The organism is Mycobacterium sp. NPDC050441, assembly GCF_040655355.1.
Taxonomy (GTDB): Bacteria; Actinomycetota; Actinomycetes; order Mycobacteriales; family Mycobacteriaceae; genus Mycobacterium.
This window is the reverse complement of record NZ_JBFAJS010000005.1, coordinates 275,609-300,597: the sequence shown is the minus strand read 5'-3', so window position 1 is coordinate 300,597 and position 24,989 is coordinate 275,609. Positions and strand designations below refer to the sequence as shown.

Sequence of the window (24,989 nt, the reverse complement as noted above, 5' to 3'; positions counted from 1 at the left end):
TCGGCGCCATCTCGCCGGCTAGGGCGTGAGATCCGCCGGCAGTTCGATGTCGGCGACAGCCAGGTTCTCCTCCAGGTGAGCCACCGATGATGTACCCGGAATCAGCAGGATGTTCGGCGCCGCGTTCAACGTCCACGCCAACGCAATCTGCGCGGGCGTGCGGTTGAGTTCGGTGGCGACTCGGCGGATGGCCGGATTGCCCAGCACCGGGTTCTCCGGCGCAAATGCCGAGCCCAGCGGAAAGAACGGGACGAAGGCGATGTCGCGTTCGATGCAGAGGTCGAGCACGGGCTGAGAGGTCCGGTCGACGAGGTTGTAAGCGTTCTGCACGCAGACGATCTCGGTACGTTGGAGCGCGATCTCCAAGTGTTCGCGCGAGATGCTGCTCAGCCCGATACCGGCGATCAGACCTTCGTCGCGGGCGGCGATCATGGTCTCCAGTTGCTTCTCGAACAGGTCGCGGTCGACCTCACCGGGGCTCGCGGCGTCGGCTCCGAAGACCCTCAGGTTCACCGCGGCAAGCTGGTCGACGCCCAGGGTGCGCAGGTTCTCTTCGATACTGCGACGCAGCTCGTCTGGCTGTGGTGCCGGCAGCCAGTTGCCCTGGTCATCGCGCTTGCCGCCGACCTTGCTGACCAGGGCCAGGTTCGCCGGGTAGGGATGGAGCGCCTCCCGGATGAGTTCGTTCGCCACAGCCGGCCCGTAGAACTGCGCGGTGTCGATGTGATCGACCCCGAGCTCGACGGCACGCCGCAGGACGGAGATGGCCTCGTCGTGGTCGCGCGGCGGTCCGAACACTCCCGGCCCCGGCAATTGCATCGCGCCGAATCCGATGCGGCGGACGGTGAGCGAGCCGAGGGGGAACGTCTGGGGAAGGGACATGTCCGACCTTTCGTTAGATGTCTAACTATATGAGATCGAACTATATGAGGGCTGATATTCTCTGTCAACGAAACAGAGGAGAACCGGTCGTGGGCGACGATGTGCAGACCTCGGCAGAACTTGCCGATGCTTTCGGCCGTGCCGCCAAATCCGTTGTCCGAGCTTTCGACGAGCGGCTCGGTGATCGTGGCGTGTCGACACCGCGGTCCAAGCTGCTCGCCGAGATCGAGCGGCTGCAGCCGGTCCGGTCAGCGGAGGTCGCGCGAGCGGTCGGCGTCACCCAAGCCACCGCGTCAACCCTGGTCGAAGCGTTGGTACGGGAAGGCCTGGTGGCCCGCGCGCCCGACGAAAATGACCGTCGCGCAGTGCAATTGACCACCACGGAGGCGGGTGGGGAGCAAGCGCGACGCTGGCGGGCCGACTACAACGCCGCCGCACATGAGCTGCTCGCCGCGTTCACCGACGACGACAAGAAATTGCTGACCCAGTTGCTCAACAAACTCGGCGACGCGCTGGCCTGAGATCGAGCACCATGCGCGCCGCCGGTCAAGAGGTGCTCAGGGCTAGTAGCTGTGTTCCTCGGCCGGGAACACCCCGGTCGCCACGTCGTGGGCGTACTGCGCTGCCGCACGGTGCAGCTCGCCGCCCACGTCACCGAAACGCTTGACGAACTTGGCGGTCTTGCCGCTGGTGAGCCCGGCCATGTCCTGCCACACCAGCACCTGGGCATCGCAGTTGGGGCCGGCACCGATGCCCACCGTGGGGATGGTCAGCTTGCCGGTGATCTGGGTGGCCAACTCGGCCGGCACCATCTCCAGCACCACCGCGATCGCGCCAGCTTCCTGCACGGCGATCGCGTCGTGGATCGTCTGGTCGGCGGCGTCGCCACGGCCCTGCACGCGGAATCCGCCCAGCCCGTTGACGCTCTGCGGCGTGAAGCCGATGTGCGCCACCACCGGGATGCCCGCGGCGGACAGCGTCGCGATCTGGTCGGCCATCCGCTCACCGCCCTCGAGTTTCACCGCCTGCGCGCCGGTCTCCTTCATGAAACGGGTGGCGGTGGCCAGGGCCTGGGTGGGGCTGCTCTCGTAGCTGCCGAACGGCAGGTCGGCGATCACCAGGGCGTGCGGGGCGCCCTTGACGACCGCGCGGGCCAACGGGATCAGCTCATCGATGGAGATCGGCACGGTGGTGTCGTAGCCATAGACCACGTTGGCGGCCGAGTCGCCGACCAGCAGTACCGGAATCTCGGCCTCGTCGAACACCCGCGCGCTGGAGTAGTCGTAACAGGTGAGCATCGCCCACTTGTGGCCTTCGGACTTCCACTTCTGGAGTGTGAGTGTGCGGACCTTGGTACGCGGCTTGGCTTCGACAGAATCGGAAGCACCATAAACAGACTGTTCAGACATCGTCGTCCCTTGTGATGGTCGGTTCGATCCTCGAGGCCGCGTCGCGGTCCCCGGGTTCGGCTGACAACCGCAAGTCTGCCACTGCGGGTGATGAAGGCAAAAGCGACGTTCGAGTGGATTTCCTCACAGTTTGCGCGCGGAGCCCTAACATCAGCGGCATGCAACGGCTCAGCGGACTCGACGCCAGCTTCCTGTATCTCGAAACCGCCGCGCAGCCGATGCACGTGTGCTCGGTGCTCGAACTGGACACCGCGACGATGCCGGGCGGCTACACCTTCGACCGGATGCGCGACGAACTCTCGTTGCGCATCAAGGCGATGCCACATTTCCGGGAGAAGCTGGCCGACAGCCGGTTCAACCTCGACCATCCGGTGTGGGTGGAGGACAAGGACTTCGACGTCAACCGGCACCTGCACCGGATCGGGCTACCTGCCCCGGGTGGGCGTGCCGAGCTGGCCGAGATCTGCGGTCACATCGCCTCGCTGCCGTTGGACCGCACCCGGCCGCTGTGGGAGATGTGGGTCATCGAGAACGTGGCCGGCACCGACGCCCACGCGGGCGGCCGGCTGGCGCTGATGACGAAGATCCACCACGCCGGGGTCGACGGCGTGACAGGTGCCAACCTGATGTCGCAGCTGTGCACCACCGAAGCCGACGCACCACCACCGGATCCGGTGGACGGCGTCGGCGGCGCCTCGGGCGCCGAGATCGCCATCAGCGGTGCGCTCAAGTTCGCGGCCCGCCCACTCAAACTGGCCAACGTGCTGCCCACCACGGCGACGACGGTCGTCGACACGGTGCGCCGGGCGATCAGCGGGCAGGCGATGGCGGCCCCGTTCAACGCCCCGAAAACCGCGTTCAACCACAACATCACGGGCCACCGCAGCGTCGCGTTCGCGCAGCTCGACCTCGAAGACATCAAAACGGTGAAGAACCACTTCGGCGTCAAGGTCAACGATGTGGTGATGGCGCTGGTGTCCGGCGTGCTGCGCACATTCCTGCGCGAGCGCGGCGAGCTACCCGAAAGCTCGCTGGTCGCGATGGTTCCGGTGTCGGTGCACGACCGTTCCAACCGGCCCGGCCGCAATCAGGTGTCGGGGATGTTCTCCAAGCTGGAGACCACCATCGACAACCCGGGCGAGCGGCTCCAGGCCATCGCCGCATCGAATTCGGTTGCCAAGCAACACAGTTCTGCGATCGGCGCGACGCTGCTACAAGACTGGACACAGTTCGCGGCACCGGCGGTGTTCGGCGCCGCGATGCGGGTGTACGCGGCCAGCCGGCTGTCCGGGGCCAAGCCCGTCCACAACCTCGTCATCTCCAATGTGCCCGGGCCCCAGGACTCGCTGTACCTGCTGGGCTGCGAGGTCAAGGCCATGTACCCGCTCGGCCCGATCTTCCACGGATCCGGGCTCAACATCACCGTGATGTCGCTGACCGGCATGCTCGACGTCGGCATCATGTCGTGCCCGGAATTGCTCCCTGACCTGTGGGATATGGCCGACGATTTCCACGTCGCGCTCGACGAACTCCTCGCCGCTACCCGATAGTGTCGCGGCGCCTCGTGACCAGGCCCGGCCTGCGGCGATGTCACGTCATGGCAGCATGGTCAGCCATGAAGTTCAGGATGAGGTTCGGCGCGTTGCTGGCGGTGACGGCGGTGGCCGCGGCGGGCTGTACCCAGGTGGTCGAGGGCCAGGCCAGGATCGCGGTCCCGCGGCCCGGAACACCGGTGCAATGGCTGCCGTGCAACGCCGGCTCGGGCGACCACGTGCAGATCCCCGACAACGCCGAATGCGGGATGCTGTCGGTGCCGGTCGACTACTCCAAGCCCGACGGCGACATCGCCCGCCTGGCGATGATCCGATTCCCGGCCGCGGGCCAGAAGATCGGCTCGCTGGTGATCAACCCCGGCGGCCCGGGCGAATCCGGCGTGGAATCGGCCGTCTCCCTGCTGTCAGGTCTGCCGCAGTCGGTCAAGGACCGCTTCGACATCGTCGGGTTCGATCCGCGCGGTGTCGGATCCTCGACGCCCGCGGTGTGGTGCAACTCCGACGAGGACAACGACCGGCTGCGGGCCGATCCGACGGTGGAGTACACCCCCGAAGGCGTTGAGCACCTGGAGAACGAAACCAAGAAATTCGTTCAGCGCTGCGTCGACAAGATGGGCTCCGATTTCCTGGAGAACATCGGCACCGAGAACGTCGCCAAGGATCTGGACGCGATCCGGGTCGCGCTCGGCGACGACAAGCTGACGTACCTGGGGTACTCCTACGGCACCCGCATCGGCGCGACCTACGCCGAGCAGTTCCCGCAGAAGGTCCGCGCGATGATCCTCGACGGTGCCGTCGACCCCAACGCGGATCCGGTGGAGGAAGACATCCGTCAGGCCGCGGCATTCCAGAAGGCCTTCGACGACTACGCCACCGACTGCACCACCAAGAACCCCGACTGCCCGCTGGGCACCGACCCGGCCAAGGCCGTCGAGGTGTACAAGAGCCTGGTCGACCCACTGGTGGAGCACCCGGCCAAGACCCGCGATCAGCGCGGGCTGGGCTACAGCGACGCCACCGTGGGCACCATCCTGCCGCTGTACTCGCCGAATCTGTGGCGGCACCTGACCGAGGGCCTGAGCGGGCTGAAGAACGGCAACGGCGATGTGATGCTGGCGTTGGCCGACCTCTACATGGGTCGAGATGCCCAGGGCCACTACAACAATTCGACCGACGTGCGCGTCGCGGTCAACTGCGTGGACAAGCCCGCCATCACGGACCGGGCCACCGTCGTGGAAGAGGACCGGCGGGCTCGCGAGGTGGCTCCATTCATGAGCTACGGCGAGTTCACCGGGCATGCGCCGATGAGCACCTGCGCGTTCTGGCCGGTGCCGCCCACCAGCAAGCCACACGAGATCTCGGTGAAGGGGCTCCCCCCGACGTTGGTGGTCTCGACCACCAACGACCCGGCGACGCCTTACCAGGCGGGCGTCGACCTGGCCCGCCAACTCGGCGGCACGCTGGTGACCTTCGAGGGCACCCAGCACACCGTGGTGTTCCAGGGCAACAAGTGCATCGACGACATCGCCGCGACGTACCTCGTCGACGTGAAGGTCCCACCGCCCGGGACCCGCTGCTGACCGGACCGGGCGGCCAGGTCACCGGATGGTCTCCGGCTGGTCTCTGCTCGGCCTCAGGCACAGACCAGGCGCCCGCCGCCGTGCGACCATGACTGCCGTGGGGTGGGCGGGCAGACGGGCAGTGCGAGCTCTGGCGGTGACCCTGCTCGGCGCTGCCGCCGTGGTGTGCCCGGTCGCCGTACCGGTCGCGGGCGCCGTGCCGGAATCCGGGCCGGAGTGGGGAAGTTGCGCCCAATGGGTGCAAGACCCGGCACGAATTCCGGCGGCGCAGTGCCGCACCGTCTCGGTACCGCTGGACTGGAGTTCCGCGGATCCCCAAGGCGCACAAGCGCAATTGGCCGTCATCCGGATTCCGGCCACCGGCAACCGGATCGGTGCCCTGTTCATCAACCCCGGGGGCCCCGGTGCCTCGGCGGTGGACACCGTCGCCGGCATGGGGGCGGCGCTGGCAGGCTCCCCGCTCACCGATCATTTCGATCTGATCGGATTCGACCCCCGCGGCGTCGGGCATTCCACCCCGGAGTTGCGCTGCCGCACCGACGCCGAGATCGACGCCTACCGTCGCGAGCCGATGGCCGATTACAGCCCGGCCGGGGTCGCCCACATCGAAGACATCAACCGGCAATTCGCCCAGCAGTGCCTGGACCGCATGGGTGCACCGTTCTTGGCCAACGTCGGCACCGCGTCGGCGGTGCGGGACATGGACGCGGTGCGGGCCGCGCTGGGGGAGGACCAGATCAACTATCTGGGCTTCTCGTACGGCACCGAACTGGGTGGCGCCTACGCCGAACAGTTCGGCGACCGGGTGCGCACCATGGTGCTCGACGGGGCCATCGACCCCAGCCTGGACCCGATCACCAAGAACATCCGCCAGCTCGCCGGCTTCCAGAAGGCCTTCGACACCTACGCCGCGGACTGCGCGAAAGACGCCGACTGCCCGCTGGGCACCGATCCCGCCCAGTTCGTCGGCCGGTACCGACAGCTCGCGGATCCACTGGTGACGACGGCGCACCCCACCGCCGACCCACGCGGACTCGGCTACGCCGACGCGATCACCGGCACCGGCAATGCCCTCTACTCGGCGCGGTACTGGCCCTATCTGACCAGCGGACTGCTCGGGTTGACGCGCGGCACCGACGCCGGTGACCTGCTGTTGCTCGCCGACGACTACTGGCGACGCGATGACACCGGGCACTACCAGAACATGCAGGACGCGTTCACCGCGATCCGTTGCGTCGACACGCCGTTCCCCACCGACCCGGCGGTCTGGGCCGACGCCGATCAGCGGATCCGTGCCGCGGCACCGTTCATGTCCTACGGCGAGTTCACCGGGTACGCGCCGCGCGACATCTGCGCACTGTGGCCGGTGCCCGCGACGTCGGTGCCGCATCCGATCACCGGGCCCGGACCCGGCAAGGTCGTGGTGGTGTCCACCACCGGCGATCCCGCCACGCCCTATCAGGCCGGTGTGGACCTGGCCCGGCAAATGGGCGCGGCACTGATCTCCTTCAACGGCACCCAACACACCGTGGTGTTCAACGGGGACGCCTGCGTCGACACCGCGGTGCTGAATTTCTTCGTCAACCAGGCCTCGCCGGGCAACCTCTCCTGCTAACTCCTTGCAGGCCCGTAACACAGAATTAACAGCCGATGCCTACGCTGCGCTCATGGACCGCCAGAAGGAATTCGTGCTGCGCACCCTGGAGGAACGCGATATCCGGTTTGTTCGGTTGTGGTTCACCGACGTGCTCGGATACCTCAAGTCGGTGGCGATCGCGCCCGCCGAACTCGAAGGTGCCTTCGAGGAGGGCATAGGTTTCGACGGATCCTCCATCGAGGGCTTCGCCCGCGTCTCGGAATCCGACACCGTCGCCCGACCCGACCCGTCGACCTTCCAGGTGCTGCCCTGGACGACGAGCGCCGGCAAGCACTACTCGGCGCGCATGTTCTGCGACATCACCATGCCGGACGGCTCACCGTCGTGGGCGGACTCCCGGCACGTGCTGCGTCGCCAGCTGGCCAAGGCCAGCGACCTGGGTTTCACCTGCTACGTGCACCCGGAGATCGAGTTCTTCCTGCTGCAGCCCGGCCCGGACGACGGCTCGGTGCCGGTTCCGGCGGACAACAGCGGCTATTTCGACCAGGCCGTGCACGATTCGGCCCCCAACTTCCGCCGCCACGCCATCGAAGCCCTGGAGCAGATGGGCATCTCGGTGGAGTTCAGCCACCACGAAGGCGCGCCCGGCCAGCAGGAGATCGACCTGCGCTACGCCGACGCGCTGTCGATGGCCGACAACGTGATGACCTTCCGCTACCTGGTCAAGGAGGTCGCCCTCGCCGACGGGGTGCGTGCCTCGTTCATGCCCAAGCCGTTCGGCGAGCACCCCGGCTCGGCCATGCACACGCACATGAGCCTGTTCGAAGGTGACACCAACGCCTTCCACAGCCCCGACGACCCGCTGCAGCTGTCCGATGTGGCCAAGTCCTTCATCGCGGGCATCTTGGAGCACGCCAGCGAGATCAGCGCCGTCACCAATCAGTGGGTGAACTCCTACAAGCGTCTGGTGCACGGCGGCGAGGCGCCCACTGCGGCCTCGTGGGGTGCGGCCAACCGTTCGGCGCTGGTGCGGGTTCCGATGTACACCCCGCGCAAGGCGTCGTCTCGGCGCGTCGAGGTCCGCAGCCCCGATTCGGCATGCAACCCGTACCTGACGTTCGCGGTCCTGCTGGCCGCCGGTCTGCGCGGTGTGGAGAAGGGTTACGTGCTGGGCCCGCAGGCCGAGGACAACGTCTGGAGCCTGACGCCGGAGGAGCGGCGTGCCATGGGCTACCGCGAGCTGCCGTCCAGCCTGGGCAACGCGCTGGAGGCCATGGAGAACTCCGAGCTGGTCGCGGAAGCGTTGGGGGAGCACGTATTCGACTACTTCCTGCGCAACAAGCGCGCAGAGTGGGAGAACTACCGCAGCCACGTCACCCCCTACGAGCTGAAGAACTACCTGTCGCTGTAGGTCGGAGGCGGTGGCGGTGCCCGTCGCTTCTTGCGGGCGTGCGCTACCGTCGTGAACGTGCCCAAGCCTGCTACCGATCGCCCGAAACTGCCCAGCGTCGGTCGGCTCGGGCTGGTGCATCCGCAGGCGGCAGCCCAACTGGAACAGCTCGGCTGGAACACCGAGGCGCACGTCGAGCTGTTGTGGTCGCTTTCGCGCGCACCTGACGCCGACGTCGCGCTGCTGGCCATGGTCCGGTTGGCCGATGCGCTCGGGGCCGGCGCCGACGATCTCAACCGTCAGCTCCTGACCGACAAGGCACTCCGGGGGCGCCTTTTCGGTGTACTGGGATCCTCTTTGGCTCTCGGTGATCACCTCGTCGCCCATCCGCAATCGTGGCGGTTGATGGCCGGCGCGGTCGGGCTCCCCGGCGCCGACGAGCTGCGCAGCATCTTCACCGCTGCCGCGCACACTGCCGAGATCGACAGGGGCACAAGCAGTGCCGTGCCTGCACTGCGCGATCTCTACCGTGACCGGTTGCTGGTCCTGGCCGCGCTCGACGTGGCCTCGACCGTCGAGAACGAGCCGGTGCTGCCCTTCGTCGAGGTCGCAGCCCACCTGTCGGACCTGGCTGACGCCGCGCTGGGTGCAGCGCTGACGGTGGCCACCCGTGTCGTGTGCGAGGACGGGATAGAGCCCCGGCTGGCGGTCGTGGCCATGGGCAAATGCGGTGCACGCGAACTGAATTACGTCAGCGACGTCGATGTCATCTTCGTCGGGGAGCCCCTGGTAGGCGGAGCGGATGAATCCGACACCGACGACAATCTCGCCACCGCGACCCGGGTGGCAGGCGCGATGATGCAGTTCGCCGCAGATGCGTTCTTCGAAGTCGACGCCGCGTTGCGCCCCGAAGGTAAACGCGGCCAACTGGTCCGGACGCTGGACTCCCATGTCGCCTACTACCAGCGCTGGGCGAAAACGTGGGAATTCCAGGCACTGCTCAAGGCGCGTCCCGCCGCGGGCGATGCCGAACTCGGTAAGGCCTACATCGAGGCATTGATGCCGATGGTGTGGACCGCCTGCGAACGTGAGGATTTCGTTCCCGAGGTACAGGCCATGCGTCGCCGCGTGGAGGAACTCGTCCCGGCCGGAGTGCGGGCCCGCGAGCTCAAGCTGGGCACCGGCGGCCTCCGTGACGTCGAATTCGCCGTCCAGCTCCTGCAATTGGTGCACGGACGCAATGACGACTCACTGCATGTGGCATCCACCATCGATGCGCTGACGGCCCTCGGCGAGGGCGGATACATCGGTCGCGACGACACTGCCAACCTGACTGCCTCCTACGAATTCCTGCGGCTGCTCGAGCACCGGCTGCAGTTGCAGCGGCTCAAACGCACCCACATGCTGCCCGACGACAGCGACGTCGAGGCGTACCGCTGGCTGGCCCGGGCCGCGCACGTGCGCCCCGACGGCAGGCACGACGCCCAGGGTGTGCTGCGCGAGGAACTCAAGCGGCAGAGCATGCGGGTATCGCGACTGCACGCCAAGCTCTTCTACCAGCCTCTGCTGGAATCGGTGGGCCAGCCGGCGCTGGGCATCGGCGCCGGCATGAGCACCGAGGCGGCCGAACGTCAGCTTGCCGCACTGGGTTACGAGGGACCGCAGAGCGCACTGACCCACCTGGCCGCGCTCACCGGCCAGAGCGGACGCCGGGGCACGGTGCAGCAGGTGCTGCTGCCGACCTTGTTGGACTGGCTGTCGGACACTCCCGACCCGGACGCGGGCCTGCTGGCCTACCGACGGATCAGCGAGGAATTGTCCGAGCAGCGCTGGTACCTGTCGACCCTGCGTGACGAGGGGGCGGTGGCCAAGCGGCTGATGCGGGTGCTGGGAACCTCGGCCTACATCCCCGAACTGCTGATGCGCGCCCCCGAGGTGATCCAGCTCTACGCCGACGGCCCCAGCGGGCCCAAACTGCTCGACGGCGATCCCGACAGCATGGCCCGTGCGCTCGTGGCCTCCGCCGGCCGGCACCCGGACCCCGTACGCGGCATCGCGGCCGCACGTACGCTGCGGCGCCGGGAACTGGCTCGCATCGCCTCCGCGGACGTGCTCGGCCTGCTCGACGTGACCGATGTCTGCAAGGCCCTGACCTCGGTGTGGGTCGCGGTGCTACAGGCCGCACTCGATGCAGTGATCCGGGCCAACACACCCGAATCCGGTGCGCCCGCGCGCATCGCCGTGATCGGCATGGGCCGGCTAGGTGGCGGCGAGCTGGGATACGGCTCCGACGCCGACGTGATGTTCGTGTGCGAGCCGAACACCGGCGTCGAGGACTCGGCCGCGGTGCGATGGTCGGTGAGCATCGCCGAACAGGTCAGGGCCCTGCTGGGGACACCGAGCGCGGATCCGCCGTTGGAAGTCGACACCGGGCTGCGCCCGGAGGGCCGTAGCGGGCCGCTGGTGCGCACGCTGGCGTCGTATGCGGCCTATTACGAACAGTGGGCTCAGGCGTGGGAGATCCAGGCCCTGCTGCGCGCCCACCGGGTGGCCGGCGACCTGGAACTCGGCGAACGCTTTCTGCTCATCGCCGACAAGACGCGCTACCCCGCCGGCGGGGTGTCGGCCGAAGCCGTCCAGGAGATCCGCCGGATCAAGGCACGCGTGGACGCCGAACGTCTGCCCCGCGGTGCGGACCCCAACACCCACACCAAGCTGGGCCGTGGCGGGCTGGCCGACATCGAGTGGACCGTGCAGCTGCTGCAGCTGCGGTACGCACACAATCTGCCTGCGCTGCACAACACTTCGACTTTGCAGACCCTCGACGCGATCGGCGCGGCCGAACTGGTCGCCGAGAGTGACGTCGAGCTGTTGCGGGAGGCCTGGCTGACGGCCACGCGGGCGCGCAATGCCCTGGTGCTGGTGCGCGGCAAGCCCACCGATCAGCTTCCCGGTCCGGGCCGTCAGCTCAACGCGGTCGCCCTGGCGGCCGGGTGGGGCAGCGACGACGGCGGAGAATTCCTGGACAACTACCTGCGGGTGACGCGGCGGGCGAAGGGTGTGGTCCGGAAGATTTTCGGCGGCTGAGCCGCCAATGGATGAAGCGGGAGTAGTGCCCCGCGTGCAGGACGTCGCAGTGGGTGATGTTAATAAGGGCATATAACCAATTCACTGGGAGTCCGGATGAAGCACACGTTCGACGTCATCACCGCGGCCGAGCACGATCGGCTCGAAGCACTCTATGAGCCGTTCGCCCGTGCCATGCGCGAACTCGTCGACGCCGGAGTGCGCACCGAGGTGGACACGCCGACTATCGCCGAGGCCACCACGGCCGTCGAGGCGATCACCGCCTCGCTGCGCCGCGAACAGCGCGACGGGCCGCAGGCCATGCTCCATGCCGAGACGAACCGTCCGGTGGTGTGGGCGAATCCGGTCGTCGGCCTGCGCAATGCGCTGGCCCCGCCGCTGGTGATCGAGCACTCCGAGGACGGAAGCTGCTGGAGTGAATTCGTGCTGGGCGCCGCCTATGAGGGGCCGTTGGGCTGGGTTCACGGTGGGATCTGTGCGCTGGTGCTCGACCACATTCTCGGCGAGGTGGCCAGTGGGGGACTGAACGAGCCGCGCTACACCGGCACCATCACCTGTCGGTACCGCCGCGGCACGCCGCTGGGGCCGCTGCGCGCCGAGGCGTACATCGACCGGACCGAAGGTGTCAAAACCTTTGCGAGGGGCCACATCAGAGACGGCGACGGGATCACCGTCGAGGCGGAAGGCGTCTTCATCACTCCGGCATGGGCACGGGACGCCGGATGAAGTTCTACGTGAGCATGGCCTTCATGGACACCCGGGAGGCCGTCGAAGTAGCCAGGGCCGCAGACGATCTCGGATACGACGGGATGGGCATCCCGGATCACGTGGTGAACCTGGAGACACTTTCCACGCCGTATCCCTACACCAAGGACGGCAAGCGGCGCTGGGAGGCGTTCACCGACTGGCCGGATCCGTGGGTGATGATCGGGGCGCTGGCGCTGGTGACCACTCGGCTGAAGTTCGTCACCACGGTCTACCTACCCGCGATGCGCGACCCGTATTCGGCGGCCAAAGCCATTGGCACCGCTGCCTACCTGGCCGGCGGACGGCTGGAACTGGGCATCGGGGTCGGCTGGTGCGAGGAGGAGTTCGAGCTGCTGGGTCAGCAGTTCGCGCGACGCGGAAAGCGCACCGACGAGATGCTCGAGCTGATGAAGAAGCTGTGGGAGCCCGGCTGGACCGAGTTCGACGGCGAGTTCTATTCCACACCGCGACTCGAGATGGAGCCCACTCCGCCGCCGATCCCGATCTACGTCGGCGGTCTGTCCGACATCGCGCTGCGCCGCGCGGCGCGCCACGACGGCTGGATCGGCGATCTGATCTCCACCGAAGCCGCCTTGCAGCGGGTCGACCGGTTACGCGACCTGCGCGCCGAAAAAGGTTTGACGATGGATGATTTCACCATCATCACACCCCTCACCGACGCCTTCACCCCCGAGCACTATGCGCGCGCGGAGGCCGGCGGTATCCAGGGCATCATCACCATGCCGTGGATGTTCTACTCCGGGCCCGACGCCACCCTGGCCGAGAAGATCGACGGGATGAAGCGGTTCCGCAAGGACCTCGCGCTGGACTAGCCCGACAGCCGTTTGCTGCGCGCCGCATCCAACGCGTATGCGCCACCACCGATTGCGGCGAGCAGCAGGAACCCGAAGCAGTAGAGGACAGCGAGTTCACCGCCGTTCTCGATCGGCAGCAGTGCCTTGGGCTGATGCTGGGTGAAGTAGGCGAACGCCATCTCGCCGGAGGCGATGAATGCCGCGATGCGGGTGAACAATCCCGTCAGGATCAACAGGCCCAACACGAATTCGATGAGGCCGCCGTACCAGAACGGCCAGGTGCCCACCGGCACAGCTGAACCGACGAGTTCACCTGCCGCGTCAGGCATGCCGACCGGCCACGCGAACAACTTCTGCGCTCCATGGATGGTGTACAGGAGGCCGAACACAATGCGAAACAAACTGATGACGGCGGGCGACAGTGAGCCGAGCCGGGTGTCCAGATTGGTCGTCATGGGCTGACGATACGCGCCGACGCCAAGGAATCTCACAGCTCCAGCAACACCGTTACCGGTCCGTCATTGATCAGTTGCACCTGCATATCCGCACCGAAAACCCCCGTTTGCACAACGGCGCCCAGCTTTCGGAGCGCGTCGGCGAATTCAATCACCAACGGCTCGGCGACGGGTCCCGGCGCCGCTCTGTTCCAGGACGGCCGCCTGCCCTTGTCGGTGTTGGCGTACAGCGTGAACTGACTGATCGCCAGGATCGGCGCAGCAACGTCGGACGCCGACTTCTCACCATCGAGTATCCGCAACTGCCAAAGCTTTTCGGCCATCCGGTGGGCCTTGGCGGCGTCGTCTTCGTGGGTGACCCCGACCAGGGCGAGCAGCCCCTGCGGGTTCGGATCGATGGCTCCCACGACCGCGCCGTCGACCGTCACGCTCGCCGATGTCACCCGCTGCACCAGAACACGCATCGGTCCATTGTGCGGGGCAGGGCCTCGACTTCTACGCCTGGGCTGCGATTCTCGCGAGGTTCGACGACCCTGGTGTAGAAACCGGCGGCCGCAGACACGAAAAAGCCGGGTGGCCCCGAAGGAAGCCACCCGGCCTTTTCGTGCGCTACGACTTAGCCGACTTAAACGTCGTGTCGGCGAGCCGACTTAAACGTCGTGTCGGCGAGCCGACTTAAACGTCGTAGTAGAGGCTGAACTCGTACGGGTGAGGCCGGATCTGGATCGGCATGATCTCGTTCTCCCGCTTGTAGGAGATCCAGGTCTCGATCAGGTCCTCGGTGAACACGCCACCCTCGGTGAGGTACTCGTGATCCTCTTCGAGGCGGTCGATCACGGCCGACAGCGAGGTGGGTGCCTGCGGGATGTTGGCGGCCTCGTCCGGCGGCAGCTCGTAGAGGTCCTTGTCGACCGGGGCGAGCGGCTCGATCTTCTTCTTGATGCCGTCGATGCCGGCCATCAGCATGGCCGCGAACGCCAGGTACGGGTTACCCGAGCTGTCCGGGCAGCGGAACTCGAGGCGCTTGGCCTTCGGGTTGTTGCCGGTGATCGGGATACGGACACAGGCGGACCGGTTGCGCTGGCTGTACACCAGGTTGATCGGGGCCTCGTAGCCCGGCACCAGACGCTTGTAGGAGTTCACCGTCGGGTTGGTGAACGCCAGTAGCGACGGGGCGTGGTGCAGGATGCCGCCGATGTAGTGGCGGGCGAGGTCGGACAGGCCCGCGTAGCCGGACTCGTCGTGGAACAGCGGCTTGCCGTCCTTCCACAGCGACTGGTGGGCGTGCATGCCCGAACCGTTGTCACCGAACAGCGGCTTGGGCATGAAGGTGACGGTCTTGCCGTTCTGCCACGCGGTGTTCTTGATGATGTATTTGAACAGCTGCACGTCGTCGGCCGCGTGCAGCAGGGTGTTGAACTTGTAGTTGATCTCGGCCTGGCCGGCGGTGCCCACCTCGTGGTGGCCGCGCTCCAGGGTGAACCCGGCGTTGATCAGGTTGGTCGACATCTCGTCGCGCAGGTCGACGTAGTGGTCGTAGGGCGCGACGGGGAAGTAGCCACCCTTGGGGCGGACCTTGTAACCGAGGTTGGGGGAGCCGTCGGCCTCGAAGGGCTCGCCGGTGTTCCACCACGCCGACTCGGAATCCACCTCGTAGAAGGTGCCGTTCATCTTGGAGTCGAAGCTCACCGAGTCGAAGATGTAGAACTCGGCCTCGGCACCGAAGAAACAGGTGTCGGCGATACCGGTGCTGGCCAGGTAGTTCTCCGCCTTGCGGGCCACGTTGCGCGGGTCGCGGGAGTACGCCTCGCGGGTGAACGGGTCGTGCACGAAGAAGTTCAGGTTCAGCGTCTTGGCGGCGCGGAACGGGTCGATGCGGGCGGTGTCGGGGTCCGGCAGCAGCATCATGTCGGATTCGTGGATCGACTGGAAGCCGCGGACCGACGAGCCGTCGAACGCGAGGCCGTCCTCGAAGACGCTCGCATCGAACGCCGACGCCGGGATCGAGAAGTGCTGGACGACGCCGGGCAGATCGCAGAAGCGAATGTCGACGTATTCGACGTTCTCGTCCTTGATCAGCTTGAAGATGTCGTCGGACGTCTTTTCTGCCACTGAGTGTTCTCCTTTACTGGTAACCCGCGGGTTGACGCTAAGGACACCATGTTGCGCAGTCGTCAACCATATGTTGCGCGCAAGTTACGCGATGACCGTTCTGTGTGACGTGAGCTACTGACCGTCACTTCGCCGGCTCCGCCTATTCTGGCCCTATGGCGCGCACGATGGGAACTTGGCTGTCCGGACCCGGACCTTTCGACGCCGGCGACGGCGAAGACGCGCAGGATGGCCGGGGAAAATACCCCGGTGAGCGCCTCGGCCTACCGGAGTCCGGGCCCGGCTCGCTGGCCCGGACGGGCCGGCGGCTCGGCGCGCTCCTGATCGATTGGCTGGTGGCCTACGGGCTGGCCGGCCTGCTGATGGCCCTGGGCCTGATTTCGCTGCCATTGCTGTCCACGGCCGTGCTGGTGATCTGGATGGTGCTGGGCACGGTCGCGGTCCGGCTGTTCTCGTTCACGCCGGGGCAGCTGGCGGTCGGACTGGCCGTGGTGCCGGCCGACGGGCGGGACCGGATCGGCATCGTGCGGGCGTTCCTGCGGGTGGTGTTGATCGCACTGGTGATCCCGCCGCTGGTTTCCGACAGTGATCTGCGCGGCCTGCACGACCGGCTGACGTTCACCGCGGTGGTGCGGCGGTAGCGCTCACCCCAATGTGAAAAAGACCGCGAGATTCTGGAGAATTCTCGCGATCTTGTTCACGCTCGACTGCTGAGAGATCAGCGCCGGCGAACGGTGCGCTGCACACCGCGCATCTTCGCGCCGGCGGGCATCGGGCCCTTGGGCATCCCGGCCGGGCCGGCCTTGGTGCCCAGTGCGGCGAGCCGGGACTCGATCGAGTCCATCTGCTTGACCGTGATGTTCGCCGGCAGCTTGTTGAGGTGGCGCTCCAGCTTGGACAGCGGCACCTCGCCCTCACCGTTGCCGACCACGATGTCGTAGATCGGGATGTCGCCGACCAGGCGCGCGGTGCGCTTCTTCTCCTGCGCCAGTAGGGGCTTGACCCGAGTGGCCGAACCCTCGCCGACGAAGATCACGCCGGGCCGACCGATCACCCGGTGCACTGCGTCGAAATGACCCGTCGCCGCGACGCCGGGGGTGACGCGCCACTTGCCCCGCATGTTGTCCAGCGCCCAGGCCGCGGCACCCGTCTGGCCCTCGGCCTTCGTGTACACCGACTTCTGGGCCCGGCGGCCGAAGATGATGAACGCGACCAGCGCGCCCAGCACCACGCCGAGGGGGACCATCGTGTACATGGTGAACCCGCCGATGAGCAGGCCGGCGACCACCGCGGCGGCCACGATCAGCACGAACGCGCCGATCATGTACGGCAGCAGACGCTTGTCCTCTTTGCGCTGGATCTGGAATGCCTGCCACAGCTGACTGCGCCGCTGTTTGGAGGCCGCCTTACGGGCAGCCTTCGCCTCGGCCTTTGCCGCTTTCGTTTCTGCGGCAGTGCGGGTTTTCGCCATTACATCAGGATACGGGGGGTTGATCCGCGAACCGAACCCGCGCGGCCTGGGCGTAGAGCCGGCCCGCACGGTAGGACGAACGCACCAGCGGTCCGGCCAGCACGCCGGCGAATCCCAGGCCCTCGGCGTAGCTCGACAACTCGACGAACTCGTCGGGGTGCACCCAGCGTTCGACCGGGTGGTGACGCGGTGACGGTCGCAGGTACTGGGTGATGGTGACGATGTCGCAGCCCGCGTCGTGCAGGTCGCGCAGCGCGGTGTGCACCTCGTCGATGGTCTCGCCCATCCCGAGGATCAGGTTCGATTTGGTGACAAGACCGAAGTTGCGGGCGGCGGTGATCACCGCCAGGCTGCGGTCGTAACGGAACGCCGGACGAATGCGCTTGAAGATGCGCGGCACCGTTTCGACGTTGTGCGCGAACACTTCTGGGCGCGACTCGAAAACCTCTTGAAGCTGTGCGGGCTCGCCGTTGAAGTCCGGGGCCAACAACTCCACGCCGGTGTTCGGGTTGAGCTGTTTGATGTAGCGCACGGTTTCGGCGTACAACCATGCCCCGCCGTCGGGCAGGTCGTCGCGGGCCACCCCGGTCACGGTCGAGTAGCGCAGTCCCATGGCCTGCACGCTCTCGGCGACCCGGCGGGGTTCGTCACGGTCCAACTCGGCCGGCTTGCCGGTGTCGATCTGGCAGAAGTCGCACCGACGCGTGCACTGCTCGCCGCCGATCAGGAACGTGGCTTCCCGGTCCTCCCAGCATTCGAAGATGTTGGGGCATCCGGCCTCCTCGCACACCGTGTGCAGGCCCTCGCGGCGCACCAGCCCCTTGAGCTCCGTGTACTCCGGGCCCATCTTGGCCCGGGTCTTGATCCACGGTGGCTTGCGTTCGATGGGCGTCTGCGCGTTCCGCACTTCCAGACGCAGGAGCTTCCGACCTTCAGGCACCACAGTCACAGGTTCATCCTACGTTCAGAGCTACTTCCAACCGTCCGTCCAGCGCGTCGCACACGGCGGCGGCGACGCGGTCGGTGACGTCTTCGACGGTGACTTGCCGGCCGAGCTCGGCCGTCAGCGATGTCACGCCCGCATCGGCGATCCCGCACGGCACGATCGACGAGAACGCGGACAGGTCGCAGTCACAGTTGAGTGCGAACCCGTGCAACGTCGTCGCCCGGGACACCCGGATGCCGATCGCCCCGACCTTGCGGGCGGGCCGCAGCCCTTCACCCGGAACCCACACGCCGGAGCGTCCATCGACCCGACCGGTCTGCAGGCCCAGGTCGGCGCACACGCTGATGAGTGCTTCCTCAAGGCGGCGAACGAAATTCACCACATCGAGCGGCTCCGTCAGCCCGATGATCGGGTAGCCGACCAGCTGTCCGGGACCGTGCCAGGTGATCTTGCCGCCGCGGTCCGTGTCGACGACGGGAGTGCCGTCCACCGGGCGCTCGTGGGGCTCGGTGCGCTTGCCTGCGGTGTAGACGGCAGGGTGCTGAAGCAGCAGCAGGGTGTCGGGCCCACCGGCCACCCTGGCGTCGGCGATCTCCCGCTGTAGTTCCCAGGCGGCTTCGTAATCGAGCGTGCCCAGGCGTCGCACCTCGAGGGGAGTGCCCCCCGAGCGGATGGATGCCGCCATGGCAGCCACGCTACCCGTGCGCAGGATTGCCGTCCGGTGCAGGGGTTGGCGCCGAATAAGGTCGGACGGGACCCGCAGCGGTTCCGGTCGACAACGCTGCTGGGTCGGATGAGCCGGGCCAACCGCCGGCTGACCGGCGGTGACATCGCGATATCGCTGACCCCGATGGACCGCGGGTTCGACGAGGCCCTGACGGTGATCGAGGACTACCGGGCGACGTCGGCTCGCTAATCCTTGGGTGCGGTGGCATAGGCCAGCGACTCGCCGACGGTGTTGTGGTGGAAACCGAAGCCGGCCCGCTCCAGTGCGGCGGGGATGGCGCGCTGACCGATGAGCAATCCCTCGTCGGCGATCTCGCCCAGCAGGGTGCGCAGCGCGAAACCCGGAACCATGACCGGGGTGGGCCGATTGAGGGCCCGGCCCAGCGCAGCGGTGAACTCGGCGTTGGTCACCGGGGCGGGGCCGGTGAGGTTGACCGGGCCCGACAGGCTGTCGTTCGCCATCGCGAACAGCACCGCGCGGACCTCGTCCTCCAGGCTGATCCACGGGATGTACTGCCGACCGTTGCCCAAACGGGCGCCCAGGCCCAGTGAGAACAGCGGTTTGAGCCGGTTCACCATGCCGCCCGACGGGGACATGACCAGTCCGGTGCGCAGCAGCGCCACCCGAGACCCGGCGGCGACGGCCGGCGCGGTCGCCGCCTCCCAATCCGCGCACAGCCCGGCCAGGAACCCGCGTCCCTCGGGTGCGGACTCGTCGGTCACCCGGTCCCGGGTGTCGCCGTAATAACCGACAGCGCTCGCATTGATCAGCACCGGCACCCCGGCATCGGCCACGGCGCCGGCCAGTACCTCGGTGGGACCGATCCGGCTGTCGCGCAGGCTCTGTTTGAACGCGCCCGACCAACGCTTCTCACCGACGCCGACCCCGCACAGGTTCACCACCGCGTCCACGCCCTGGAGCGCGGAAGCGTCGAACTCCCCGGTGTCGGGGTTCCAGAACAGCTCGTCGCCGTTCGATGGTGCCCTGCGTACGATCCGGAGCACCCGGCGATCGGCGGCGCGCAGCGCTGTTACCAGCGCCGAACCGATCAGACCGGATGATCCCGCTATCGCGATGACGGCGTCCGCCACAGTGGGGAGCCCCTCCTAACGGCTTTTACAGCCCGAGGTCGGCCTCGAAAGCACCTTCTTCGAGCCTGCGCTTGATGGTGGTCACGAACCGGCCGGCGTCGGCGCCGTCGATCAGTCGGTGGTCGTAGGTCAGCGGCAGGTAGCACACCGAGCGCACGCCGATCGACTCGTTGCCGTAGGCGTCGGAGATCACCCGCGGCCGCTTGACGATCGCCCCGGTGCCCAGCATCGCCGCCTGCGGCGGAACCAGGATCGGGGTGTCGAACAGCGCGCCCTGGCTGCCGATGTTGGTGATGGTGAACGTGCCGCCGGACAGCTCGTCGGGCTTGAGGTTGCCCGACCGGGCCCGGGCCGCGATGTCGGAGATGGCGCGCGCCAGCCCGCCCAGCGACAGGTCACCGGCGTTGTGGATCACCGGGGAGAGCAGACCCTGGTCGGTGTCGACCGCGAAGCCGAGGTGCTCGGCGTCGTAGTAGGTGATCTCCTTGGTGTCCTCGTTGTAGCTGGCGTTGATGTTCGGGTGGACCTTCAGCGCGTCGATGACGGCGCGGGCGATGAACGGCAGGTAGGTGAGGTTGACACCCTCGCGCTCGGCGAAATCCGCCTTCGCCCGGGCCCGCAACGCCACGATCTTGGTCATGTCGACCTCGTGGGTCTGGGTCAACTGCGCAGTCGCCTGCAACGATTCGCGCGTCTTCTTCGCGGTGATCTGGCGAATCCGGTTGGCCTTCTGCGTGGTTCCGCGCAGGTGTGCCAGGGCCGGGGACGGCGCGGCCGACGCGGCGGCGGGAGCGGCCGCGGCAGGGGCTGCCGGTGCGGCCGGAGCCGGGGGCGCCTTTTTGGCCTCGGCCGCGGCGAGCACGTCCTGCTTGCGGATGCGGCCGCCGACACCGGTGCCCTTCACCGCAGCGAGGTCAACACCGTTCTCCGCGGCCAACTTTCGCACCAGCGGGGTGACATACGGCGAGCCGTCCCCGGCTGCGGGCGCAGGTGCCGCGGGGGCGGCGGGCGCAGGTGCCGCGGGGGCGGCGGCGGGAGCCGGGGGAGCTGCCGGTGCCGGCTCGGGCTTGGGCTCCGGTTTCGGTTCCGGCTTGGATTCGGGTGCGGGTGCCGGGGCGGGCGCTGCCGGGGCAGGAGCGGGTGCAGCCGGAGCGGGGGCAGCGGGCGGCGCGGCGGCGGCGTCGCCGATCTTGGCCAGCTCGCCGCCGATCGCGACGACGTCGTCCTCCTCGGCGGTGATCGACAGCAGGGTGCCGGCCACCGGGGACGGGATCTCGGTGTCGACCTTGTCGGTGGACACCTCGACCAACGGTTCGTCGAGACCCACGGCGTCGCCGACCTTCTTGAGCCACCGCGTGACGGTGCCCTCGGTGACCGATTCGCCCAACTCGGGCATCACGATGGAGGTGGCCGATCCGGACGCGGCAGCAGCCGGGGCGGCGGCCGCGGGTGCAGGTGCGGCAGCGGCGACGGGCTCGGGGGCCGGTGCAGCGGGGGCGGGTTCCGGCTCGGGTTCGGGCTCAGGAGCGGCCTGCGGGGCCGGGGATTCGGCCGGTGCAGCCGAGGCTTGTTCGGAGGCATCCCCGATGACCGCGAGCTCGCCACCGATCTCGACGGTGTCGTCCTCTTGGGCGACGATCTTCGTCAGCACACCCGCGGCGGGTGACGGGATCTCGGTGTCGACCTTGTCTGTGGACACCTCCAGCAGCGGCTCGTCGAGTTCGACGGTGTCGCCCTCCTGTTTAAGCCAGCGGGTGACGGTCCCCTCGGTGACACTCTCACCTAGCGCGGGCATCTGGACGGAGATGGCCATGTGTATTGACTCCTCGGACGGTCACTTGTGACGACTCGAACTCTGGCTTACCACAGCTAGGTGCACCGGGTACGGCACCTAGGTGGATTGTCGGAACCATCCTGTCACTGCAGCACCATTCGCACTCACTCAGGGTTACCGATCCTCTGGCACTATCGGGTGAGGGTTTGCAGGGCGGTTCATCGAACTTCCCCAGAGCTGAGGAGATCCGTCCGTTGGGCCTGTTCGATGCGTTTCGCCGAGGGCGGTCGGCGCGCGGATCCGGCGGTGATCAGGCCGCGGACCTGCAGTATCTGCAACGCTGGGTGGCTGAGCATGTCGGAGTCGAGGCATTCGTCGAGCCCCGCACCACGGTCACCGAGGTGACTGTCGTGCTCGTTGCTGCGGACGGGGAATGGACGCGGCGCCGCACGGGTGGTGAGGCGGGCGCGCGTCGGCTCAGCGACTGGCTGCAGATCCCCGTCTATGACGTGCAGAAGGTGGGGTATCCGCAAAGGATGCGGGACTACGACGCGCGTCGCCGTATCGAGCGTCAGCGCGCCGTGTACCGGGAACTCGACGACCGTTAGAGTCGAGGCAACCGGTACCTCGGGTATTGGATACTGTTCGTCACAGGTACCTCGTGGAGGGTGGACTATGCAGCGCTTCGTCGACAGCTCGGACGGAACCCGCATCGCGGTTTACGAACAAGGGGATCGCGAGCGCCCCACACTCGTGATGGCACACGGGTGGCCGGACTCGCATGTGCTGTGGAACGGCGTCACAGGCGAACTGGGGGACCGCTTCCACATCGTGCGGTACGACAACCGCGGCGCCGGCGCCTCGGATGTCCCCAAACCCGTCGCCGCCTATCGGATGGACCGGTTCGCCGACGACCTGTCCGCCGTGATCGACGCCGTGAGCCCCGGACGCCCCGTGCACGTGTTGGCCCACGACTGGGGGTCGGTCGGGGTCTGGGAGTACCTGAGCCGGCCCGAGGCCTCCGAGCGGGTGGCATCGTTCACGTCGGTATCGGGACCGAGCACCGATCACTACGGGTCATTCGTGCGTGGCCGCCTGGCCCGCCCGTACCGGCCGATCCGGTTCGCCAAGGCCGTGAACCTGGCCTCGCGGTTCAGCTACTGGATCCCGTTCTCGATCCCGGTGATCGCGCCGGCCCTGATGCGGTCCGGGGCGGCCCGCCGGCTGCAGGCCATCGACACCCCCGGCCCCAAATTCCAGTCCGAGACACTCGACACCGATGCTGCGAACGGGCTGAAGATTTACCGCGCCAACGCGATTCGCTCGTTCACGACGCTGCGTCACGATCACTATGTGACCGTGCCGGTGCAGCTGATCTGCAACGACCACGACCCCGTGGTCCGTGGGCACGGCTACGACGAGGAGTCCACCTGGGTGCCGATGCTGTGGCGCCGTGACCTCAAGGCCGGGCACTGGGCGCCGTTCTCGCACTGGCGCGCGATCGCCAACGCGACCGCCGAACTGATCGAGCACATCGAGGGCGCCCCGGCATCCCGCGCGCTGCGACGCGCTCAGGTCGGAGGGTCACGCGAATCCTTCGGAGACACACTGGTTTCGGTGACCGGCGCGGGCAGCGGCATCGGCCGCGCCACGGCACTGGCCTTCGCTGCGCAGGGCGCCGAACTCGTGGTCAGCGACATCGACGAGGCTTCGGCCAAGGCCACCGCCGATGAGATCGTGGCGCGCGGCGGACTGGCCCATGCCTACGGCCTCGACGTGTCCGACGCCGAGGCGGTGGAGAATTTCGTCGAACACGTCTGCAGCACGCACGGGGTACCCGACGTGGTGGTCAACAACGCCGGAATCGGCCACGGCGGCAAGTTCCTGGACACCCCGGCTGATCAGTACGACCGGGTACTGGACGTGAACTTCGGCGGAGTCGTCAACTGCTGCAGGTCATTTGCCCGTCGCCTCGTGGACCGGGGTACCGGCGGCCACATCGTCAACGTGGCGTCGATGGCTGCCTATTCGCCGTCGGCGTCGATGAACGCCTATTCCACGAGCAAGGCTGCGGTGTTCATGTTCTCCGACTGCCTGCGCGCCGAATTGAACTCGGCGGGAGTCGGTTTGACCACGATCTGCCCTGGCATGATCGACACCAACATCATCGACACCACCCGCTTCGACGTACCCGCCGAGAAGCAGGGCCAGGTCGAGCAGTTGCGGGCGGCGACCAAGAAGGCGTTCGCCGCGCGGCGCTACGGGCCGGACAAGGTGGCCAAGGCCATCGTCGCGGCCGTCCGCAAAGACAAGGCGATCCGCCCCGTCACCCCGGAGGCGTATGCGGCCTACGGGGTGGCACGGCTGGTGCCCTCGGCGCTGCGCCGGGTGGCGCGCTCGGGCTCGCTCTGACCGCTACTGCGGGTGCGCGGTGAGGTATTCGCCGACCGGTATCGGTGACTCGGTGGCGTACCCGATGGGCAGCAGAACATCACCGGCGGTTGAGACGTAGTAGACGTCCCAGCGGTAGAACGTGCCGAACGCCGCCGGATCGGCGGCCATCGCGGTGGCATAGTCGGTGACCGCCCGTACGTACTCGTCGGCGTTGTTGTACCGGAACAGGGCATAGTCGGGGTCGTGCGCAAAACCGTTGGCGGCCAGGTAATTCCCGGCTGCCATGATGCTGTCCCGAGGTGAGTGGATATCACCGCCCCGGCCGTACGCCGCGAACGTGGACGGCATGAACTGCATCGGGCCCTGCGCACCGGCCGAGCTGTCACCGGTCACGCTGCCGAAGTGCGTCTCGATCAGGTTGATCGCCGCAAGGTAATTCCAGCCCACGCCGGAGGCCGCCTCGGCGTCGCGGTAAGCCGTGAGCAGGGCATCCGCCGGGGGCGGCGGGTTGATACGCCACGCGGGCAGCGTGTCCTTGGGGTGGGCCAGCAGGGCGAGCTGCCGACGGGCGTCGACATTGCGGTCATAGAACGCGACCAGCTCGGTGGGGATACGGGGCCGGATGATCCCGTCCCATTCGGGATGACGGCCGATCGTCCGGTAGGCCACCTGCTGACGGCGGGCCGCGTGCGTCAGCGCCGGCTCCGGTGTCGCCGGATTGCGCAGGGCACGCTCGTCGGCGACCAGGTCCTCGGCCAGCCGACCCGCGTCTGCCGCCACGCGAGGTTGGGCGCCGGCGGGGGAGGCCGGCGTGGTGGCCGCCGGGCGAGTCGTCGACGTCGTCGTGCTCGGGGAAGCGGGTGGCGGCGGGTTCGATGACCCGGAACAGCCCGCGAGCACGGCACCCAACGTGAAGCAGATAGCGAGATCGTGGAGAGTTCTCGCCATCTTGTTCACGT

At 67.5% G+C, this 24,989-nt stretch carries 23 protein-coding genes; 12 read left to right on the top strand and 11 right to left on the bottom strand.

Annotation, left to right across the window (positions count from 1 at the left end; translation table 11 throughout):
* Positions 1-18: 18 nt before the first annotated feature.
* Positions 19-882, bottom strand: coding sequence for an oxidoreductase (locus tag AB0I14_RS17065; protein WP_358023584.1), 864 nt, complete (start codon positions 880-882; stop codon positions 19-21).
* An 89-nt stretch (positions 883-971) separates the two neighbouring features.
* Between AB0I14_RS17065 and AB0I14_RS17060 the strand changes: the two genes are divergently transcribed.
* Entirely contained in the window at positions 972-1,403 is a 432-nt protein-coding gene (locus tag AB0I14_RS17060) for a MarR family transcriptional regulator (RefSeq protein WP_358023581.1), read from the top strand.
* Between the two features lie 42 nt (positions 1,404-1,445).
* Here the strand turns inward: AB0I14_RS17060 and panB are convergent, their stop codons facing one another.
* A complete protein-coding gene (gene panB, locus AB0I14_RS17055; protein ID WP_358023578.1) occupies positions 1,446-2,291 on the bottom strand; it encodes a 3-methyl-2-oxobutanoate hydroxymethyltransferase in 846 nt (281 codons plus the stop codon).
* 158 nt (positions 2,292-2,449) lie between these two features.
* Between panB and AB0I14_RS17050 the strand changes: the two genes are divergently transcribed.
* From AB0I14_RS17050 to AB0I14_RS17020, 7 genes are all read left to right on the top strand, one after another.
* On the top strand, positions 2,450-3,841 hold the full coding sequence (locus AB0I14_RS17050; protein WP_358023576.1) for a wax ester/triacylglycerol synthase family O-acyltransferase: 1,392 nt from the start codon (positions 2,450-2,452) through the stop codon (positions 3,839-3,841).
* A gap of 65 nt (positions 3,842-3,906) precedes the next feature.
* The gene (locus tag AB0I14_RS17045) at positions 3,907-5,424 is read left to right on the top strand and encodes an alpha/beta hydrolase (RefSeq protein ID WP_358023573.1); all 1,518 of its coding nucleotides are present in this window, start codon (positions 3,907-3,909) and stop codon (positions 5,422-5,424) included.
* A gap of 88 nt (positions 5,425-5,512) precedes the next feature.
* Positions 5,513-7,039, top strand: coding sequence for an alpha/beta hydrolase (locus AB0I14_RS17040; RefSeq protein ID WP_358023570.1), 1,527 nt, complete (start codon positions 5,513-5,515; stop codon positions 7,037-7,039).
* Positions 7,040-7,091: 52 nt separating this feature from the next.
* Entirely contained in the window at positions 7,092-8,432 is a 1,341-nt protein-coding gene (glnA, locus tag AB0I14_RS17035) for a type I glutamate--ammonia ligase (RefSeq protein WP_036449413.1), read from the top strand.
* A gap of 51 nt (positions 8,433-8,483) precedes the next feature.
* A complete protein-coding gene (locus tag AB0I14_RS17030) occupies positions 8,484-11,498 on the top strand; it encodes a bifunctional [glutamine synthetase] adenylyltransferase/[glutamine synthetase]-adenylyl-L-tyrosine phosphorylase (RefSeq protein ID WP_358023567.1) in 3,015 nt (1,004 codons plus the stop codon).
* 96 nt (positions 11,499-11,594) lie between these two features.
* A complete protein-coding gene (locus tag AB0I14_RS17025; protein ID WP_358023564.1) occupies positions 11,595-12,224 on the top strand; it encodes a PaaI family thioesterase in 630 nt (209 codons plus the stop codon).
* On the top strand, positions 12,221-13,078 hold the full coding sequence (locus AB0I14_RS17020) for a TIGR03619 family F420-dependent LLM class oxidoreductase (protein ID WP_358024370.1): 858 nt from the start codon (positions 12,221-12,223) through the stop codon (positions 13,076-13,078). Before AB0I14_RS17025 ends, AB0I14_RS17020 begins: the two co-directional genes overlap by 4 nt.
* Here the strand turns inward: AB0I14_RS17020 and AB0I14_RS17015 are convergent.
* From AB0I14_RS17015 to glnA (AB0I14_RS17005), 3 genes are all read right to left on the bottom strand, one after another.
* Positions 13,075-13,515, bottom strand: coding sequence for a DoxX family protein (locus tag AB0I14_RS17015; RefSeq protein ID WP_358023562.1), 441 nt, complete (start codon positions 13,513-13,515; stop codon positions 13,075-13,077). The two genes, AB0I14_RS17020 and AB0I14_RS17015, sit on opposite strands and share 4 nt — an antisense overlap.
* Before the next feature lie 32 nt (positions 13,516-13,547).
* Complete coding sequence (gene dtd / locus AB0I14_RS17010) at positions 13,548-13,979, bottom strand: D-aminoacyl-tRNA deacylase (protein WP_358023560.1); 432 nt, start codon at positions 13,977-13,979, stop codon at positions 13,548-13,550.
* A 211-nt stretch (positions 13,980-14,190) separates the two neighbouring features.
* A complete protein-coding gene (glnA, locus tag AB0I14_RS17005) occupies positions 14,191-15,627 on the bottom strand; it encodes a type I glutamate--ammonia ligase (protein WP_358023557.1) in 1,437 nt (478 codons plus the stop codon).
* A gap of 155 nt (positions 15,628-15,782) precedes the next feature.
* Between glnA (AB0I14_RS17005) and AB0I14_RS17000 the strand changes: the two genes are divergently transcribed.
* Positions 15,783-16,268: an RDD family protein gene (locus AB0I14_RS17000; protein WP_358023555.1), complete on the top strand. Its 486-nt coding sequence runs from the start codon at positions 15,783-15,785 to the stop codon at positions 16,266-16,268.
* 77 nt (positions 16,269-16,345) lie between these two features.
* Here the strand turns inward: AB0I14_RS17000 and AB0I14_RS16995 are convergent, their stop codons facing one another.
* From AB0I14_RS16995 to lipB, 3 genes are read right to left on the bottom strand one after another with little or no spacing between them, the layout of a single operon-like run.
* The gene (locus AB0I14_RS16995; protein WP_358023552.1) at positions 16,346-17,098 is read right to left on the bottom strand and encodes a DUF4191 domain-containing protein; all 753 of its coding nucleotides are present in this window, start codon (positions 17,096-17,098) and stop codon (positions 16,346-16,348) included.
* Between the two features lie 4 nt (positions 17,099-17,102).
* Entirely contained in the window at positions 17,103-18,047 is a 945-nt protein-coding gene (gene lipA, locus AB0I14_RS16990) for a lipoyl synthase (RefSeq protein WP_358023549.1), read from the bottom strand.
* A 4-nt stretch (positions 18,048-18,051) separates the two neighbouring features.
* The gene (gene lipB, locus AB0I14_RS16985; protein WP_358023546.1) at positions 18,052-18,729 is read right to left on the bottom strand and encodes a lipoyl(octanoyl) transferase LipB; all 678 of its coding nucleotides are present in this window, start codon (positions 18,727-18,729) and stop codon (positions 18,052-18,054) included.
* A gap of 108 nt (positions 18,730-18,837) precedes the next feature.
* On the opposite strand from lipB, the gene AB0I14_RS16980 reads away from it, so the two are divergent.
* Positions 18,838-18,960, top strand: a complete 123-nt coding sequence (locus tag AB0I14_RS16980; protein ID WP_358023543.1) for a hypothetical protein — start codon at positions 18,838-18,840, stop codon at positions 18,958-18,960.
* On the opposite strand, the gene AB0I14_RS16975 is transcribed toward AB0I14_RS16980, so the two are convergent.
* Positions 18,957-19,862 carry a TIGR01777 family oxidoreductase gene (locus AB0I14_RS16975; RefSeq protein ID WP_358023540.1) on the bottom strand — a complete coding sequence of 302 codons (906 nt, stop codon included), beginning with the start codon at positions 19,860-19,862 and terminating at the stop codon, positions 18,957-18,959. The genes AB0I14_RS16980 and AB0I14_RS16975 overlap by 4 nt on opposite strands.
* A 25-nt stretch (positions 19,863-19,887) precedes the next feature.
* A complete protein-coding gene (gene sucB / locus AB0I14_RS16970; protein WP_358023537.1) occupies positions 19,888-21,675 on the bottom strand; it encodes a 2-oxoglutarate dehydrogenase, E2 component, dihydrolipoamide succinyltransferase in 1,788 nt (595 codons plus the stop codon).
* 215 nt (positions 21,676-21,890) lie between these two features.
* Between sucB and AB0I14_RS16965 the strand changes: the two genes are divergently transcribed.
* Both AB0I14_RS16965 and AB0I14_RS16960 read left to right on the top strand, forming a co-directional pair.
* A complete protein-coding gene (locus tag AB0I14_RS16965; protein WP_358024368.1) occupies positions 21,891-22,244 on the top strand; it encodes an oxidoreductase in 354 nt (117 codons plus the stop codon).
* A 67-nt stretch (positions 22,245-22,311) separates the two neighbouring features.
* A complete protein-coding gene (locus AB0I14_RS16960) occupies positions 22,312-24,048 on the top strand; it encodes an SDR family oxidoreductase (RefSeq protein ID WP_358023534.1) in 1,737 nt (578 codons plus the stop codon).
* A 3-nt stretch (positions 24,049-24,051) separates the two neighbouring features.
* Here the strand turns inward: AB0I14_RS16960 and AB0I14_RS16955 are convergent, their stop codons facing one another.
* Entirely contained in the window at positions 24,052-24,978 is a 927-nt protein-coding gene (locus AB0I14_RS16955; protein ID WP_358023531.1) for a lytic transglycosylase domain-containing protein, read from the bottom strand.
* Positions 24,979-24,989 lie beyond the last annotated feature (11 nt).

What these genes read in the sequence shown, in the direction of transcription:
- AB0I14_RS17065 (WP_358023584.1), bottom strand. Translation starts at nt 882, where the DNA reads ATGTCCCTTCCCCAGACGTTCCCCCTCGGCTCGCTCACCGTCCGCCGC.
- panB (WP_358023578.1), bottom strand. Translation starts at nt 2,291, where the DNA reads ATGTCTGAACAGTCTGTTTATGGTGCTTCCGATTCTGTCGAAGCCAAG.
- AB0I14_RS17050 (WP_358023576.1), top strand. Translation starts at nt 2,450, where the DNA reads ATGCAACGGCTCAGCGGACTCGACGCCAGCTTCCTGTATCTCGAAACC.
- AB0I14_RS17045 (WP_358023573.1), top strand. Translation starts at nt 3,907, where the DNA reads ATGAAGTTCAGGATGAGGTTCGGCGCGTTGCTGGCGGTGACGGCGGTG.
- AB0I14_RS17040 (WP_358023570.1), top strand. Translation starts at nt 5,513, where the DNA reads ATGACTGCCGTGGGGTGGGCGGGCAGACGGGCAGTGCGAGCTCTGGCG.
- glnA (WP_036449413.1), top strand. Translation starts at nt 7,092, where the DNA reads ATGGACCGCCAGAAGGAATTCGTGCTGCGCACCCTGGAGGAACGCGAT.
- AB0I14_RS17025 (WP_358023564.1), top strand. Translation starts at nt 11,595, where the DNA reads ATGAAGCACACGTTCGACGTCATCACCGCGGCCGAGCACGATCGGCTC.
- AB0I14_RS17020 (WP_358024370.1), top strand. Translation starts at nt 12,221, where the DNA reads ATGAAGTTCTACGTGAGCATGGCCTTCATGGACACCCGGGAGGCCGTC.
- AB0I14_RS17015 (WP_358023562.1), bottom strand. Translation starts at nt 13,515, where the DNA reads ATGACGACCAATCTGGACACCCGGCTCGGCTCACTGTCGCCCGCCGTC.
- dtd (WP_358023560.1), bottom strand. Translation starts at nt 13,979, where the DNA reads ATGCGTGTTCTGGTGCAGCGGGTGACATCGGCGAGCGTGACGGTCGAC.
- AB0I14_RS17000 (WP_358023555.1), top strand. Translation starts at nt 15,783, where the DNA reads ATGGCGCGCACGATGGGAACTTGGCTGTCCGGACCCGGACCTTTCGAC.
- AB0I14_RS16995 (WP_358023552.1), bottom strand. Translation starts at nt 17,098, where the DNA reads ATGGCGAAAACCCGCACTGCCGCAGAAACGAAAGCGGCAAAGGCCGAG.
- lipB (WP_358023546.1), bottom strand. Translation starts at nt 18,729, where the DNA reads ATGGCGGCATCCATCCGCTCGGGGGGCACTCCCCTCGAGGTGCGACGC.
- AB0I14_RS16980 (WP_358023543.1), top strand. Translation starts at nt 18,838, where the DNA reads ATGAGCCGGGCCAACCGCCGGCTGACCGGCGGTGACATCGCGATATCG.
- sucB (WP_358023537.1), bottom strand. Translation starts at nt 21,675, where the DNA reads ATGGCCATCTCCGTCCAGATGCCCGCGCTAGGTGAGAGTGTCACCGAG.
- AB0I14_RS16960 (WP_358023534.1), top strand. Translation starts at nt 22,312, where the DNA reads ATGCAGCGCTTCGTCGACAGCTCGGACGGAACCCGCATCGCGGTTTAC.
- AB0I14_RS16955 (WP_358023531.1), bottom strand. Translation starts at nt 24,978, where the DNA reads ATGGCGAGAACTCTCCACGATCTCGCTATCTGCTTCACGTTGGGTGCC.